Below are 16,455 nucleotides of genomic sequence, written 5' to 3'. Positions count from 1 at the left end.
GCTTACTCCCGCTCCAGCTGGTCCAGGAATTTCTTCAGCAGGCGCTCCAGCTGCACCACGTCCCGCGACTGCAGGTCGCCTACCTGGTGCTCCAGCAGGGCGCACACGTCCGGCAGGAAGCTCTCGATCAGCGCCACGCCCTGGTCGGTGAGGGTCAAGGTCACCTTGCGGCGGTCCTCGTCGCTGGCGTTGCGCGCGATCAGGCCCTTGTCCGCCAGCTCATTGGTGAGTCGGGTGATGTTGGCCGACTTCTCGCCCGCTGCATCCGCCAGCTCGGTCGGATGCAGGGTATAGCCCTCGGTGCCGTACAGCATCATCAGCAGGTTGTACTCGGGATGATTGATGCCGTAGGGCCGCAGCATGGCATTGGCGTCGTCCTGCACCCGCTTGTAGATGTGCTTGATCAGCCGGATCAGCACGGCCGCGTCCCGCGGAAACGCGGGATAACGTTGGCGCGTGACCGCCAGTCGCTGTTCGGTAGGGAGGAAGCTGCTCATCGCGGCCGGCTTAGATAGTACATATATGAAATATATACATGTGAATTTTATGCCTGCCGAGCGATGTTCGCAAGAGCGTCGCCCTGCACACGTGAAAAAGGCGCCACGGGGGCGCCTTGGGAGATGCCTTGCCTGGCGGCCGGCCCGGCCTGGGCCGGCCTCCGCTCAATTGCCCTTGACCGGATAGGTCTCGAACGCACCCGGGGCCGCCGGCGGCGCGTTCGGCGCGGTGGTCGGCGCCGCCGGGTTGCCCGGGCGTCCGGCCGGCGCCAGCTGGGCGTTGCCACACTGGTAGGCGCCCCAGGGCTGCGAACCATCGGTGGGGTCCGCGAGCGGCTTGACGGTGTCGGCGTGCATCTTGGCCGCCTCGTTGCGCGCCATCACTTCCAGTTCGTCACGCACCTTGATGTCGTTGCGGTTGACGGGGCCCACGTGGTCCATCACCGATACGGTCACCTTGCCCAGCTCGCGGCAGGACGACATGTCCCCACTCCAGGCCGTGCGGACGTTCTTGCCGGCATCGTCCAGCGTGATGCCGTAGGTGCAGGCGCTGAGCAACACAATGGGAACGAGCAACAGGGTCTTGCGCATGGGTAGCTCCGGGACATGGACAATGAAAAGGCCGGGCGATCCCCCGCCCGGCCTCCATCCTAACCCGGGGACGTGAACAGTCCCCACCGCCGCGTCACTTGGCCGGCTTGCCGTCACCGTCGATGACCTGCACTTCGCCCAGGTTGAGCGCCTTGACCGGCTGCTCGATCTTCTTGAGATCACCCACGATCACCCAGGTCAGCGCCGCAGGCTTGATGATCTCCTTCAGGGCGCCCTCGGCATCGGGCTGGCCGACGGCCTCGGTGCGTGCCTTCAAGGTCTGCACGTAGTTGTCCGGTCGGTCGTACTGCACGATCTCGCTCATCGCGCCCAGCACTTCGGCACTGGTCTCGAAGCTGCCGGGCAATGCGCGCACGTTGGAGTCCTTGATCTTGTTGACCTCCTGCGTGGTGAGCGGACGCGCACCGATCACCTCGGTGGCCTCCTTCAACACCTCATGCGCCGACTCGGCGGTCTTGTCGGTCTGCACCGGCGCGTACATCAGGAACGGGCGCTGGCCGATCGCATCGCGCATGAAACTGAAGGCGCCATAGGCCCAGCGCTTGTCCTCACGCAGGTTCATGTTGAGGCGCGAGGTGAAGGTGCCGCCAAACGCGCCGTTGGCCACGTCGATGGCCAGCTCGTTCGGCGCCTTGCTGGAGGGCGCCAGCAGGCCGGCGAGGATCAGCGACTGCGGCGCATCCGGCTTGTCGATGAGGAACACGCGCGGCTTGGACTGCGGCGCCACCGTGGCGATGTTCTTCTTCGGCACCGGCGAGGACGGTGCCTTCCAGTCGCCGAACGCGGCATCGAGCTGCGGGATGATCTGCTGCAGCGTGGTGTCGCCCGCGACCAGGATCTTCACGTTGTCCGGGCGCAGCCAGTCACGCTGGAAGGCGGTGAGATCGCTGGCCTGCATGGCCTTGATCTCCGACTCCGTGCCCGAGCCGGTGAACGGGATGCCGTAGGCATGCTTGGCGCCGTACAGCAGCGGCGGCAGCGTACGCAGCGCCAGCGCGGTGGGCTGGGTCTTTTCCTGGGCGATGCCGGCCAGCCACTGGCCGCGGATGCGCTCGATGTCGTCCGCCTTGAAGGCCGGGTTGCGCACGATGTCGGCGAACAGCGCCAGCGAGGGCTGCAGCTGGTCGTTGAGCGCGTTGAGCGCGGCCGAGCACGAATCCAGCCCGCAGCCGATGCGGGTGATAGCACCCAGGCGCTGCTTGCGCTTGGCCACCTCCAGCGAATCGAGATCCTTGGTGCTCTCGTTCATCAGCGTGGTGGTGAAGCTGGCGGTACCCAGCTTGCGGCCCTGGTCGGCGGCATAGCCGGCATCGAACATCAGCTGCACATGCGTCACCGGAACGGTGTGGCGCTGGGCGAGAATCACCTCGATGCCGTTCTTGAGCTTGCCGCGCTCCAGCGTCGGGAAGCTCAGGTCGGGGAACTGCGCCACGTCGGGCACGCCCTTGCTGCGGTCCACCTGCTTGGGGCCCACGCTGTAGTCCGCCTTGGGCGGCAGCTTGGCCTGCGGGCGGTCGGCCGCCGGCGGCAGCGCAGCCACCTTGGCGTCCTCGGTGTCCGGGTTGAAGTCGTTGCCGGCGGGCAGCACGGTGAGCAGGTAGTCACCCTTGCTCAGCCACTTGTCCGCCGCCGCCTTGACGCTGGCCGAGGTGGCCGCGTCGGCGCGCTGCAGGTCCTTCTTGTAAGCGCCCGGATCGTTCCGGTAGACCTGGCCCTCGGCGAGGATCACCGCCTTGCCGCCAAAGCCGCCCACCTTCTCCAGGCCACGCACGAAACCGGCGCGGTTGCCGATCTTGGCGCGGTCGAGTTCGTCGGCCGTGGGGCCTTCGGCGAGGAATTTCTTCAGTTCCTCCTGGATCACCGCCTCCACCTTGGCCGGATCCACGCCATCCTTCACGTCGGCCTGGATCTGGAACTGGCTGGCCAGCGCGAACGGGGAAATGCTGGCCGAGACGTCGTCCACCAGCTTGTCCTGGTAGACCAGACGCTGGTACAGGCGCGAGGTCTTGCCGCCGCCGAGCACGGTGGAGGCGAGGTCGAGCTGGATCGCATCGTCGGTGCCCAGCTGCGGCACCACCCAGGTGCGGTAGATGCGCGGCTGTGCCACGTGGTCATGCTGCACGCCACGGGTGGACTTGGTCAGCGGCGTGATCCACGCCTGCTGGCGCGGCACCGGCGGACCCGCCGGAATGTCGCCGAAGTACTTCTCGGCCTTGGCCTTGGCCTCGGCCACGGTAATGTCGCCGGCCAGCACCAGGGTGGTGTTGGCCGCGCCGTAGTAGTCGTGGAACCACTGCTTCACGTCGGCCAGCGAGGCCGCGTTGAGGTCGGCCATCGAGCCGATGGTGTCGTGCTGGTACGGATGGTTGCCCGGGTAGGTGTTGGACAGGATGTTCTGGTCCACGCGGCCGTAGGGGCGGTTCTCACCCTGGCGCTTCTCGTTCTGCACGACGCCACGCTGGGTATCGAGCTCCTTCTGGCCGATCGCGCCCAGCAGGTGGCCCATGCGGTCCGACTCCATCCACAGCGCCATGTCCAGCGCAGTGGTCGGCACCGTCTCGAAATAGTTGGTGCGGTCGAACCAGGTGGTGCCGTTCATGTCGGTGGCACCAGCCAGCTCGAACGGCTGGAAGTAGGTGCCCTTGTGGTTCTCCGAACCCGAGAACATCAGGTGCTCGAACAGGTGCGCGAAGCCCGTCTTGCCCTTGGGTTCGTCGGCCGAACCCACGTGATACCAGATGCTCACCGCCACCACCGGCGCCTTGTGGTCTTCATGCACCACCACGGTCAGGCCGTTGGGCAGGGTGAAGCGGGTAAAGGCGATATCCGGCACCGCCGTGGCGGCGGTCGATTCCATCGCCGCACTGGGGGCGGCAACTGCCGGCAAGCCTGCCGACATGCTGAGCAGGCCTGCGACGAGCAGGGCGAGGGGCTTTCTTGCCATCACGACACTCCTGTTTGTTTCAACGGGTGAACGATCGGAGGCTATCGACGCCTCCCTACCTTGGCAAATGACCAATGGCACAGCAATTGGTGCCCGGACGAGTGTCCGTCCGGCTGTCCGGCTGCGGCCGGTCGCTGTCCGCGGACAACCTGCCGCCGCTGAACGCAAATCCAAATTTCCAACAATGACAGTCACTTGGATGTGATCAAGGACTTGGCACGGGGCTTGCCATACCTAGGGTGCAGGACCTAACCCAAACTCATCGGAGACATGATCATGAAATTCGAAGCCTTGATGCTGCGCGGCCTGTTCGTCGCCTGCCTGCTGGTCTGCGGACTCGTGCTGGGTGCCATGGTGAACGCCAAGCCGGATGCCATTCGCCTCGCTGCCGCCGGTAGCGCCGGCCAGCTGATCGCCACCCCGGTCGCGTGCGCCCTCCCGCCTGACGGCGTGGTCTGCCCGCGCACCAACGGTTGAGCAAGGACGCTCACCGTGTTGCGGGTCGAGGGATAGGCCCGATAATGCACGGATGCTGCATGTCATCCTTTACCGCCCCGAGATACCGCCGAACACCGGCAACGTGATCAGGTTGTGCGCCAACACCGGCGCCACGTTGCACCTGATCCGTCCCCTGGGGTTCGAGCTGGACGATGCCCGCCTGCGCCGTGCAGGTCTGGACTACCACGAATATGCGCAGCTGGCCGTGCACGATGACCTCGCCAGCTGCCTGCAGGGCATCGGCCAGCCACGCGTGTTTGCGTTCTCCACCCGGGGCCGCGTGGCCCATGTGGATGCCCGCTTCGCCCACGGCGACGCCCTGCTGTTCGGCTGCGAGACCGCCGGGCTGCCCGGTGAGGTGCTCGACGCCATCCCCGAGGCGCAACGCCTGCGCCTGCCGATGCGGCCCAACAGCCGCAGCCTCAACCTGTCCAACACCGTGGCCATCGCGGTGTACGAAGCATGGCGGCAGTTCGATTTCGACGGCGCGGCCCTGTAGGAGCGCACCCTGTGCGCGACCGGTCCCGCAAAGGAAAGGCACGCCCAGTCTCACCCGCTACAATCGCGGCATGACTGCCTCACCCCGCTCCCTGCTGCCCCGCCCGCTGCGTGCCCTCGCCGGCCGCGCGCTGGAAACCGCCCTCAACCACACGCTGTCGCTGGATCCGGAAACAGTCGCGCGCCTGTCCGCGCTGGACGGCCGCAGCGTGCAGCTGCATCTGCGTGGCCCCGAACTGGCGCTTTCGGTGACGGTGCAGGGCGACCGCCTGAAGGTCGGCCCGGCGCAGGACGACAACCACCTACGCGTGGCCGCCACGCCAGGCAGCCTGCTGGCCATGCTGGTGAAGCGCGACGATGAAGGCGTGTCCCCGGGCAAGGTCGAGATCGCCGGCGACGCCGACCTGGCGCGCCGCCTGGAAAAGCTCGCCAGCAAGTTCGCACCCGACTTCGAGGAAGCCTTCGCGCGCACCTTCGGCGACGTGCTCGGCGTGCCTCTGGCCAAGGCCGTGCGCGCGGGCCTGGCGCACGCCAAGGAGACCGCCAGCCACCTCACCACCGATACGGCCGACTGGCTGCGCGACGAAGCGCGCGTGGCCGCCGCCCCGGGCGAAGTCGAGGGCTTTCTCGATGGCGTGGATGAATTGCGCGAACGCAGCGAACGGCTGGAAGCGCGCCTTGCGCGCCTGGAGCAGCGCCTGAAGAAGGGACCCACCGCGTGAGGACACCGCTGAAGGTCGTACCGCGCGTGATGCGCGTCGCCTCCGTACTGCTCGCCTACCGACTGGACGAGCTGGTCGACGCCGCCCACCTGTTCCGCCCGCTCAAGCTGGTGCGCCCGTTCGTGGCCAAGCCGCGCGTTGACGTGGCCAGCCTTTCGCGCGGGGCGCGCCTGCGCCTGGCGCTCACCGACCTTGGCCCGATCTTCGTGAAGGCAGGCCAGGTGCTGTCGACCCGCCGCGACCTGGTGCCGGCCGACATCGCGGACGAACTGGCCCAGCTGCAGGACCAGGTGCCGCCATTCCCCGGTGCGGAGGCCCGCGCCATCGTCGAGCAACAGCTCAAGGCACCGATCGGCACGCTCTACGCCAGCTTCGACGAGACGTCGCTGGCATCGGCATCCATTGCCCAGGTGCACGCGGCCACGCTGCACGACGGCAGTGCGGTGGTGGTGAAGGTGCTGCGCCCTGGCATCGAGCAGCGCATCGCGCGCGACATCAAGCTGCTGCACTCGCTGGGCGAGCTGGCCCAGCGCTGGCATCCCAACGCCGACAAGATCCGCCCGCTCGACGTGGTGGCGGAAGTCGAGAAGATGCTGGAGAACGAGCTGGACCTGCAGCGCGAAGGCGCCAGCGCCAGCCTGCTGCGCCGCAACTTCGAAAGCGGCGTGGACATGTACGTGCCCGCGGTGTACTGGGACCACACCGCCGAGCGCGTGCTGACGCTCGAGCGCGTGTACGGCGTAAGCTGCGACGATATCGCCGCGCTCGACGCGGCCGGCGTGGACCGCAAGGCGCTCGCGGTGAAGGGCGTGCGGCTGTTCTACGAACAGGTGTTCCGCGACAACTTCTTCCACGCCGACGCCCACCCCGGCAACATCTGGGTGGACACCGCGCGCCCGGGCGAGCCGCGCTTCATCGCGCTGGACTTCGGCATCATGGGATCGCTGCCGGAACAGGACCAGTACTGGCTGGCGCAGAACTTCATCGCGCTGTTCGAGCGCGACTACGAGCGCATCGCGCAGCTGCACGTCGACGCCGGCTGGATGCCATCCACCGTGCGCATCGACGAGCTCACCGCCGCGGTACGCACCGTGTGCGAGCCCTACTTCACCCGCCCGCTGTCGCAGATCTCGCTGGCCGAGCTGGTGGTCAAGCTGTTCCAGACCGCGCGCCGTTACGAGCTGACCCTGCAGCCGCAGCTGATCCTGCTGCAGAAGACCCTGCTCAACATCGAGGGTGTGGGCCGCATGCTCGATCCGCAGATCGACATCTGGGCGGTGGCGCATCCGGTGCTCAAGCGCATCCTGCGCGAACGCTACAGCCCGCGCCGCACGCTGCGCGAGGTGCGCAAGCGACTGCCCGAGTGGTTCCATGCCGCCCCGCAGTTCCCCGAGCTGGTGCGCGACGCGCTGCGGCAGGTGGCCAAGGGCGAACGGCAGCTCAGCGCCGATCCGCGCGAGCTGGCACAGCAGCGCGACGAAGCGCAGCGCAGCCGGCGCACGCTGGCGTTTGGACTGCTGGGCGGCAGTTTATTGTTGAGCAGCGCCGCGCTCTGGACACAGTCTGCCGAGCACGGCGTATGGCCGGCCGCCATTGCCGCAAGCCTTGGCCTGCTGGTCTTCGCAGCAGGCTGGCCGCGCCGCCCCTGATCACCTCACCGTCATCCCGGCGAAGGCCGGGATCCAGTGACTTTTCCACGATTCGCCAGGATTGAAAGACGCTGGATTCCGGCCTTCGCCGGAATGACGGTGCTCCTGAAACGTGCGAAGCACTCGCACTTTGCCGTTGGCCCGACATGCTCGACATCCTCTACCAAGACGACGCCCTCATCGCGGTGAACAAACCCGCGGGCCTCGCCGTGCACCGCTCCAAGATGGTGGGCAACGCGGAGGAGTTCCTGATCGACCTGCTGCGCGAGCAGGTGGGTGGCACCACCTACCTGGCCCATCGCCTCGACCGCGCCACCAGTGGCGTGCTGCTGGTGGCGCGCTCCAGCGAGATCGCTGCGGCGCTGGGTGAGCAGTTCATGGGACGCGACGTGCACAAGCAGTACCTCGCGGTGGTGCGCGGCTGGCCCGAGCCCGACGAAGGCATGGTCGACTATCCCCTGCCCGGCTCGCGCGAGACCGGTCCGCGCCGCGAGGCCAGCACCAGCTACCAGCGGCTGGCCACGGTCGAGGTACCGATCGCGCTCGGCCGTTATCCGCAGCAACGCTACGCCCTGGTCCTGGCCGAGCCGCATACCGGCCGCTTCCGCCAGATCCGCAAGCACATGGCGCACATCCACCATCCGATCATCGGCGACTGCCAGCACGGCCGCGGCGACCACAACCGCCTGTACAAGCAGTACTTCTCGTGCCACCGCATGCTGTTGCACGCGTGGCGCCTCCGTTTTGCCCATCCGCTCAGCGGCGCGCCGATGCGCATCGAGGCGCCGCTCGACGCGGCCTACCAGGCCCTGCTGGCGCGCTTCGGCTGGTCGCTGCCCGCGTCCTGATGCGGTGCCGCATGGCGGGCCGTCATGCGGCCCCGTTAAACTTGGCTTCATGCTCACGATCAGCCGATCCATCGTCCTGCCCGAGACCGAGCTGACCGAGCGCTTCCTGCGTGCCGACGGTCCCGGTGGCCAGCACGTCAATCGCACCGAAAGCGCGGTGGAACTGCGCTTCGACGTGGCGCGGTCGCCTTCCCTGCCCGAACCCTTGCGTGCCCGGCTGCTGGCGCGGCGCGACCGTCGCCTCACCGATGACGGCGTGCTGGTGATCCAGGCGCGCCGCTTCCGCGACCAGGGCCGCAACCGCGAGGACGCGCGCGAGCGGCTGGTCGAAATCATCCGCAGCGCGCTGGTCGTTCCCAAGGCGCGCATCGCCACCAAACCCACCCGCGGCTCGCAGGAGCGCCGGCTCGCCGGCAAACAGCAACGCGGCAAGATCAAGCAGACGCGTTCGCGTGACTGGAGTCGTGAATGAGCACCCCGATGCTCCCCCCTGCCCCGCCCGAGGCGCCCAAGCTCAACAGCCGTTTCTGGCCCTGGCTCGCACGCTGCCTGCTGCGCCTGTCCGGCTGGAAGCTCATCGGCCAGCTGCCGAACGCGCCCAAGCTGATCATCATCGGCGCGCCGCATTCGTCGTACTGGGATGGCTACTACGGCCTGCTGATGAAGATCGGCCTGGGCGTGGACATCAACATCATGATCAAGCGCGAAGTGCTGGACGGGCCGCTCGGCCTCATCCTGCGCCCGATCGGCATGATCCCCATCAATCGCAGCGCCGCGCTCAACGTGGTGGACCAGATGGTCAAGCGCTTCGAGGAAAAGGACCGCATGTGGCTCGGCATCACGCCCGAAGGCACGCGCAAGAAGGTCAAGGCGTGGAAGTCCGGCTTCCTGCGCATCGCCCACGATGCCAAGGTGCCGATCCAGACGCTGTTCCTGGATTATCCGTCCAAGACCTTCTCGTTCGGGCCGGTGGTGCACGCCAGCGATGACCCCGACGCCGACATGGTGAAGATCCGCGCGCTGTTCACGCCCTACCGCGGCAAGCACCGCAACGCTTGATTTGTGCGGTCATCCATGACCGCGAAGATCAAGAAGCAGCCATCCATGGCTGCACTTCTCAAGGAGTGCAGTCACTCATCAGGTAATCCCGGTGACTTCGCTCGGCATCCAGCATTTCGAAGCGTTCCTGCTCGCCTGTATCGCGTTGAACCTGACGCCCGGCCTGGACACGTTCTACATCCTCACCCGCAGCGGCCGCGAAGGACGCGCCGTCGGCGTGGCGGCGGCGCTGGGCATCAACGCCGGCTGCATCGTGCACACGCTCGCCGCCGTGCTCGGCATCTCGGCGATCCTGACGACCTCGGCGGTCGCCTTCAGCGTGTTGAAGTACCTGGGCGCGGCGTACCTGGTGTGGATCGGCCTGCGCATGCTGCTGGCCCGCGGCGGTGCGCGCCAGCCCACGGTGACGCGCGGCAAGGGGCTGGCGGCGGCGTTTCGCCAGGGCATGCTGACGAATGTCTTGAACCCGAAGGTGGCGCTGTTCTTCCTGGCCTTCCTGCCGCAGTTCGTCTCGATGCAGGCGGCGCATCCGCAGCTGGGCCTGCTGGTGCTGGGCCTGAGCTTCATCGGCACCGGCACCACCTGGTCGATGGTGCTGGCCCTGCTGGGCGGACATATCCACCACCTGCTCACCACCCGGCCCCGCTTCGGGCAGTGGATGGATCGCGTGTGCGGCACGGTGCTGCTCGGCTTCGGCGTGAAACTGGCGCTGCAGCGACAGGGCTGAGGGCAACTCCCCTTGTAGGAGCGCACCCTGTGCGCGACCAGCGCACGAGGGCTCCGCACCTCGACAACCCTGCACCTCGCTGATCCCGCAACGCTGCGGTCGCGCATAGGGTGCGCTCCTACAGGGGACGGGGCACGCTAGCGTTCGGAGTGGCCCGACTCGTCGTAATCGCGATGGGTCAGCAGCCCCGGCCGCACCAGGTCCACGAAGGCCCTCGCTTCCGCGCTGAGGAACTTGCCCTTGCGGATCACCACGCCATAGCTGCGCTGCGGGAAATACTGCTTCATGTTTCGGACGGCCAAACGCGAACGGTCCGCCTCGGTGATGCAGATGCCGGTGACGATGGAAATGCCCAACCCCATCGCCACGTATTCCTTGATCACTTCCCAACCGCCGACTTCGATCGCCACCCGGTACGGCACCTGGCGCTGCTGGAACACCAGGTCCACGAGTCGATAGGTGGACAAGCGCTGTGGCGGCAGGATCAGGCCATAGGGCGAGAGGTCCTGCAGGGTCACCGTGGGGTTATTCGCCAGCGGGTGGTCCAGCGGCATGATCAGCATCGGATCGTAGTGGTAGACCGGCGCCCAGGCGATGTCATTGGGCACGTCGAGCATCGAACCCACCGCGAAGTCCGCCTCGTCGGCGCGCAACAGCGCCAGCCCGTCCTTGCCGGTGACATTGGCCAGCTGCAGCTGCACCTCGGGGAAACGCTCGCGATAGCGGCGTACCAGGTCCGGCAGCAGGTACTGGATGGTGGAGCTGCCCGCCGCGATGGTCAGGCGGCCGCCCTGCAGCCCCTTCACCTTGGCCTGGAATTCCCGGTCGAGGTTCTCCCAACCCTCCACCAGCGGACGGGCCAGCTCGTACAGGGCCTCGCCGGCGTCGGTCAGATTGATGCGGCGGCGCCGGCGTTCCAGCAGGTTCACTCCCAGCTCCCGCTCCAGTGCCTGCAGCTGGAGACTCACAGTGGGCTGAGACAGGAACAAGGCCTCGGCGGCACGGGTCAGCGTGCCCAGCTTCACCGTGTAGACGAACGCCCGCATCTGCTTCTGGCGGTTGCCCTTGTAGTAGAAGCGGCCGGCATCGGCGCTGTCGCCATCACCGCCCTTGCGCCGTTTCTGGGTGCCTGTGCGCGATTTTTTCCGCGCCCGCAGCATTTTTTTGGGCTCAGCCATGGCAATAGACTCAGTGAGTTATCTAATTCATTGAGATTGCTAATATGAAAAATTGAAACATTTGCTTTGTCAAAGCATTTCTCCGTGACCTAGTGTCATCCCATCGTCATCACGGAGATCGGTCATGGCTGTTCCCAAGGAACGCGTCGCTCCCACCGCGGCCCAGGTGCTCGTCGGCACCCGGCCCGAGCACGACGCCATCCTCACCCCCGACGCGCTGGTGTTCCTGGCCGGCCTGCATCGCCAGTTCGACGGCCGCCGCCTCGCGCTGCTGGCCGCCCGGGAGACCCGCCAGGCCGGTTACGACGCCGGCGAGCTGCCGGACTTCCGCGCTGACACCGCCGCGATCCGCGAAGGGAGCTGGACCGTGGCGCCGATCCCGGCCGCCCTGCGCGACCGCCGCGTGGAGATCACCGGGCCGGTCGAGCGCAAGATGATCATCAACGCGCTCAATTCCGGCGCGAAAGTGTTCATGGCCGACTTCGAGGACTCCTCGGCGCCCACCTTCGCCAACCAGGTCGACGGCCAGATCAACCTGCGCGACGCGGTGAACGGCTCGATCGCGTACACCTCGCCCGAGGGCAAGCACTACCGCGTCAACGACAACCCGGCCGTGCTGATCGTGCGTCCGCGTGGCTGGCACCTGCCCGAACGCCACATCACGGTCGACGACGAGCCCATGGCCGGCGCGCTGGTGGATTTCGGCCTGTTCGCCTTCCACAACGCGCGCAAGCTGCAGGCGCGTGACCGCGGCCCGTACTTCTACCTGCCCAAGCTGCAGTCGATGGAAGAGGCGGCGCTGTGGGACGAGGTGATGGCCGCCGCCGAGGCCGCGCTCGTCCTGCCGCCGGACTGCATGAAGGCCACCGTGCTGATCGAGACGCTGCCGGCGGTGTTCCAGATGCACGAAATCCTGCATGCACTGCGTGGCCGCGTGGTCGGCCTCAACTGCGGCCGCTGGGATTACATCTTTTCCTACCTGAAGACCTTCCGCGCCCATCGCGACCGCCTGCTGCCCGATCGCGGCCAGGTGCAGATGACCGTGCCGTTCCTGAAGGCCTACTCGGAACTGCTGATCCAGACCTGCCATCGCCGCGGCGCCTTCGCCATGGGCGGCATGGCCGCGCAGATCCCGATCAAGGGCGACGAGGCCGCCAACGAGGCCGCGCTGGCCAAGGTGCGCGCCGACAAGCTGCGCGAAGTGCAGGCCGGCCACGACGGTACCTGGGTGGCGCACCCGGCGCTGGTGCCGGTGGCGCAGGAAGTGTTCGACAAGTACATGCCTTCGCCCAACCAGCTCAGCGTGGTGCGCGCCGATGTGCAGGTCAGCCGCGACCAGCTGATCACCCCGTGCAGCGGCACCATCACCCGCGCCGGCTTCGACAACAACGTGGAAGTGGCGCTGCGCTACACCGCCTCGTGGCTGGACGGCCAGGGCTGCGTGCCGATCCATCACCTGATGGAAGACGCCGCCACCGCGGAAATCGCGCGCTCGCAGATCTGGCAGTGGCTGCACCTGGGCCCGCTGGAATTCACCGACCACGCGCCGATCGACTTCGCCCTGTTCGACCACGCCCTGAGCAAGCACACGCACCGGCTGATCGAAGGCAAGGGGCCTTACGCGCATCGCGCGGCGCAGGCCGCCGCGCTGCTCAAGCAACTCACGCACGCCGATGAACTCGGCGATTTCCTCACCCTGGCGGCGTATAGCCAGATCGACTGAAAAGCACCGTTTCCCTGTAGGAGCGCACCCGGTGCGCGACCCACGGAAGGAATGGCACCGCCCCGATGCGCCGGTCGCGCACCGGGTGCGCTCCTACACCAAAGCACGCTCGTCACGGAGTCCTGTCATGAAGAACACGCTGCCCACTGCCGAACAGATTGCGCTCGACTGGAAGAACAACCCCCGCTGGAACGGTATCCAGCGCAACTACAGCGCCGAGGACGTCGCGCGCCTGCGCGGCACGGTGCCGGTCGAGCATTCGCTGGCCCGTCGCGGTGCCGAGCGCCTGTGGAAGTCGCTGCACCAGGAAGATTTTGTCAATGCGCTGGGCGCGCTCACCGGCAACCAGGCCATGCAGCAGGTGAAGGCCGGTCTGCAGGCGATCTATCTCAGTGGCTGGCAGGTGGCCGCCGACGCGAACCTGGCCGGCGAGATGTATCCGGACCAGTCGCTGTATCCGGCCAATTCGGTGCCGCAGGTGGTCAAGCGCATCAACAACACGCTGCTGCGCGCCGACCAGCTGCACCACGCCGAGGGCGACGACCAGCTCGACTGGATGGTGCCGATCGTGGCTGATGCCGAAGCCGGATTCGGCGGCGTGCTCAACGCGTTCGAGCTGATGAAGGCAATGATCGAGGCGGGCGCCGCCGGCGTGCACTTCGAGGACCAGCTGGCCTCGGTGAAGAAGTGCGGCCACATGGGCGGCAAGGTGCTGGTGCCGACGCGCGAAGCGGTGGACAAGCTCAACGCCGCGCGCCTGGCCGCCGACGTGCTCGGCGTGCCCACGCTGATCGTGGCGCGCACCGATGCCGACGCCGCCGACCTGCTCACCTCCGACATCGACGACAACGACAAGCCGTTCGTCACCGGCGAGCGCACCGTCGAAGGCTTCTTCCGCGTGCGTCCCGGCCTGGACCAGGCGATCAGTCGCGGCCTTGCCTACGCGCCATACGCCGATCTGGTGTGGTGCGAGACCAGCAAGCCCAACCTCGAGGAAGCGCGCAAGTTCGCCGAGGCGATCCACGCCAGGTACCCGGGCAAGCTGCTGGCCTACAACTGCTCGCCCAGCTTCAACTGGAAGAAGAACCTCGACGACGCCACCATCGCCAAGTTCCAGAAGGAGCTGGGCGCCATGGGCTACAAGTTCCAGTTCATCACGCTGGCCGGCTTCCACAGCCTTAACTACGGCATGTTCGATCTGGCTTATGGTTATGCCCGTCGACAGATGAGCGCATTCGTGGAGCTGCAGGAGAAGGAATTCGCCGCCGCCGAGCGTGGCTTCACCGCGGTGAAGCACCAGCGCGAAGTGGGCACGGGTTACTTCGATGCCGTGACCCAGGCGATCCAGCAGGGGCAGTCGTCCACCACCGCGCTCAAGGGTTCCACCGAAGAGGCGCAGTTCCACGCCTCGCGCCAGGCCAGCGCGGCCTGACAGTGAATCCCGTAGCGTGAGCCGGCAGGGACGCCGGCGCGTGCGTGGGGAGCGCGGCCCTGTCCAGCGCTCCCCACGCGCGCTACGCAGGGAGAGCTAGGCCGGGGGACGCAGCTGTTCCGGCGGCACCAGCGCGATCACCAGCCAACCCGGCCGCGGTTCCAGCTCGCGCTTTTCCGACGCCACGCGCAGGCTGCCTTTCTCCTCCACGCCGAACAGCAGCACGGTGGTCGAGCCGTACTGCTCGATGAAGTGCGGCCAGTCGAAGGTCGCGGTCAGTCGGGTGGACTTGATCGTCCAGCCGTCCGCCAGGCGCTCGGACAAACGCTCATGGGTCATGTCCTCGGCAAACAGCGCCGGCGCCAGCAGATGGCCACCCCACTGGGTGCGCGCATGCGCGTCATGGGTATCCTCATTGAGCAGGCGATACACGCGTCCGCGCCCGAATTCCTGGCGGTAGTACACGCAGGCCAGCGCATTGCGCTCGCGGTTGGCCGACATCGCCAGCAGACGACCCATACCGGTGAGGTCCAGGTGACGCTCCGCATAGGCGGTGGCGGGGTGACCGTAGAACGTGGGCAGTCCTTCCATGCGCGCGACGCCGATGTCCTGCCACTGCTCGTCGGCAAGCACCACCCGGAAGCCGGCATCGATCAGCGCGCGCGCCACCTGTCGTGCCGCGTTGTCCGCGCCATACACGAGCACGCCGGTGGGATCGGGCTCGGCTACCTTCAGCCAGCGCGCCAGCGGCCGCGCCGTGGCGCTTTGCAATACCACCGTGCCGATGATCAGGATGAACACCAGCGGCACCAGGTGATGCGCACCCGGCAAACCCAGCGTCTCCAGCTTGAGCGCGAACAGTGCCGACACCGCCGCCGCCACGATGCCGCGTGGCGCCACCCAGGCGATCAGCGTGCGCTCGCGCCAGCTGAGTGCGCTGCCCAGCGTGGCGATCGCCGCGGTGAGCGGACGCACCACCAGTTGCGCCACGACGAAGATGGCCAGGCCCGACCACAGCACGCCATCGGGCAGCGGCCAGCTGAGCCGCGCCGCCAGCAGGATGAAAAGGCTGGAAACCAGCAGGGTGGTGAGGTTTTCCTTGAAATCAAGGATGTCGTCGATGTGCACGCCGCGCATGTTGCCCAGCGCGATGCCCATCACCGTTACCGCCAGCAGGCCCGATTCATGGGTGGCCGCATTGGACAGCGAGAACGCCAACAGCACGGCCACCAGCGTGGCGTAGTTCTGCAGGTATTCCGGAATCATCTGCCGACGCAGGAAGAACGCGAGCAGCCAGGCGGTGAACAGGCCGATCAGCGTGCCGCAGACCACCACGGCGAGGAACACGCTGACGGCGTGACCTTGCTGGTGCGAAACGATGGCCTCGTACACCAGCACGGCGAACAAGGCGCCGAGCGGATCGATCACGATGCCTTCCCAGCGCAGCGTATTGGCCACGCGCGCATTGGGACGCACCGTGCGCAGCATCGGCGCAATCACCGTCGGCCCGGTCACGCAGGTCAGCGCGCCGAACAGCAGCGACACCTCCCAGCTCAGGCCCGCCAGGTAATGCGCCGCCACGCCGAGCAGCAGCACGGCGATCACCGCGCCATAGGTCACCAGGCCACGCACCGCGCGCCCGATGTCCGGCAGCTCGTGGAAACGCAGGGTCAGGCTGCCCTCGAACAGGATCAGCGCCACCGCCAGCGACACCACCGGGAACAGCAACGGCCCCAGCAGGCGATCGGGATCGAGCACACCGCCAATGGGGCCCAACAGGATGCCCGCCAGCAACAGGAACAGGATCGCCGGCAGGCGCACCCGCCAGGCCATCCACTGCGCCAGAAAGCCGATGCCCAGCATGCATGCCAGCAGCATTCCCAGGTCAGCCATGCACGATCCTTCGAGCGTCCTTGGTGACGCTATCGGAGCATGCACGCACAGAGCTCTCTCTTATACAAAACAGACGCTGCCGACGACCTTACGCGGCGAGTTATCGGGGGGCGCCCTATCATTATAAAAAAAAGGGGGGGGGGTGGGGGGGGGGGTGGGGGGGGGGGGGGGGGGG

General features: G+C 67.1%; 15 protein-coding genes. 10 read left to right on the top strand and 5 right to left on the bottom strand.

The features are described from left to right. Positions 1-2 precede the first annotated feature (2 nt). From DVU99_RS16800 to DVU99_RS16790, 3 genes are all read right to left on the bottom strand, one after another. On the bottom strand, positions 3-497 hold the full coding sequence (locus DVU99_RS16800) for a MarR family transcriptional regulator (protein WP_114241383.1): 495 nt from the start codon (positions 495-497) through the stop codon (positions 3-5). A 165-nt stretch (positions 498-662) separates the two neighbouring features. Further along, positions 663-1,088, bottom strand: coding sequence for a DUF4156 domain-containing protein (locus DVU99_RS16795; RefSeq protein WP_114241382.1), 426 nt, complete (start codon positions 1,086-1,088; stop codon positions 663-665). A gap of 94 nt (positions 1,089-1,182) precedes the next feature. After that, the gene (locus DVU99_RS16790; protein WP_114241381.1) at positions 1,183-4,053 is read right to left on the bottom strand and encodes a pitrilysin family protein; all 2,871 of its coding nucleotides are present in this window, start codon (positions 4,051-4,053) and stop codon (positions 1,183-1,185) included. Between the two features lie 276 nt (positions 4,054-4,329). On the opposite strand from DVU99_RS16790, the gene DVU99_RS16785 reads away from it, so the two are divergent. From DVU99_RS16785 to DVU99_RS16750, 8 genes are all read left to right on the top strand, one after another. Further along, positions 4,330-4,530: a hypothetical protein gene (locus DVU99_RS16785; RefSeq protein ID WP_114241442.1), complete on the top strand. Its 201-nt coding sequence runs from the start codon at positions 4,330-4,332 to the stop codon at positions 4,528-4,530. Between the two features lie 52 nt (positions 4,531-4,582). After that, a complete protein-coding gene (gene trmL, locus DVU99_RS16780) occupies positions 4,583-5,050 on the top strand; it encodes a tRNA (uridine(34)/cytosine(34)/5-carboxymethylaminomethyluridine(34)-2'-O)-methyltransferase TrmL (RefSeq protein WP_114241380.1) in 468 nt (155 codons plus the stop codon). A 70-nt stretch (positions 5,051-5,120) separates the two neighbouring features. Next, the gene (locus tag DVU99_RS16775; protein ID WP_114241379.1) at positions 5,121-5,771 is read left to right on the top strand and encodes an SCP2 domain-containing protein; all 651 of its coding nucleotides are present in this window, start codon (positions 5,121-5,123) and stop codon (positions 5,769-5,771) included. 29 nt (positions 5,772-5,800) lie between these two features. Continuing rightward, the gene (gene ubiB / locus DVU99_RS16770) at positions 5,801-7,420 is read left to right on the top strand and encodes a ubiquinone biosynthesis regulatory protein kinase UbiB (protein ID WP_114241441.1); all 1,620 of its coding nucleotides are present in this window, start codon (positions 5,801-5,803) and stop codon (positions 7,418-7,420) included. A gap of 146 nt (positions 7,421-7,566) precedes the next feature. Further along, positions 7,567-8,268, top strand: coding sequence for a pseudouridine synthase (locus DVU99_RS16765; protein WP_114241378.1), 702 nt, complete (start codon positions 7,567-7,569; stop codon positions 8,266-8,268). 49 nt (positions 8,269-8,317) lie between these two features. Then, the gene (gene arfB / locus DVU99_RS16760; protein WP_114241377.1) at positions 8,318-8,740 is read left to right on the top strand and encodes an alternative ribosome rescue aminoacyl-tRNA hydrolase ArfB; all 423 of its coding nucleotides are present in this window, start codon (positions 8,318-8,320) and stop codon (positions 8,738-8,740) included. Continuing rightward, positions 8,737-9,327, top strand: coding sequence for a 1-acyl-sn-glycerol-3-phosphate acyltransferase (locus DVU99_RS16755; RefSeq protein ID WP_114241376.1), 591 nt, complete (start codon positions 8,737-8,739; stop codon positions 9,325-9,327). Before arfB ends, DVU99_RS16755 begins: the two co-directional genes overlap by 4 nt. Before the next feature lie 91 nt (positions 9,328-9,418). Then, positions 9,419-10,054, top strand: a complete 636-nt coding sequence (locus DVU99_RS16750) for a LysE family translocator (RefSeq protein WP_198670364.1) — start codon at positions 9,419-9,421, stop codon at positions 10,052-10,054. A gap of 137 nt (positions 10,055-10,191) precedes the next feature. On the opposite strand, the gene DVU99_RS16745 is transcribed toward DVU99_RS16750, so the two are convergent. Beyond that, complete coding sequence (locus tag DVU99_RS16745) at positions 10,192-11,232, bottom strand: LysR family transcriptional regulator (protein ID WP_114241375.1); 1,041 nt, start codon at positions 11,230-11,232, stop codon at positions 10,192-10,194. Between the two features lie 124 nt (positions 11,233-11,356). Here DVU99_RS16745 and aceB point away from each other — a divergent pair, with 124 nt between their 5' ends. Together aceB and aceA are read left to right on the top strand one after the other, a co-directional pair. Then, positions 11,357-12,955, top strand: a complete 1,599-nt coding sequence (aceB, locus tag DVU99_RS16740; protein ID WP_114241374.1) for a malate synthase A — start codon at positions 11,357-11,359, stop codon at positions 12,953-12,955. Between the two features lie 127 nt (positions 12,956-13,082). Beyond that, on the top strand, positions 13,083-14,387 hold the full coding sequence (gene aceA, locus DVU99_RS16735) for an isocitrate lyase (RefSeq protein WP_114241373.1): 1,305 nt from the start codon (positions 13,083-13,085) through the stop codon (positions 14,385-14,387). A gap of 96 nt (positions 14,388-14,483) precedes the next feature. Here the strand turns inward: aceA and DVU99_RS16730 are convergent, their stop codons facing one another. After that, complete coding sequence (locus tag DVU99_RS16730) at positions 14,484-16,280, bottom strand: sodium:proton antiporter (protein WP_114241372.1); 1,797 nt, start codon at positions 16,278-16,280, stop codon at positions 14,484-14,486. Positions 16,281-16,455: the final 175 nt, after the last annotated feature.

Origin of the sequence: Dyella sp. C9 (assembly GCF_003332825.1) — a bacterium.
Taxonomy (GTDB): Bacteria; Pseudomonadota; Gammaproteobacteria; order Xanthomonadales; family Rhodanobacteraceae; genus Dyella.
This window is presented reverse-complemented; position numbering and strand designations above follow the sequence as displayed.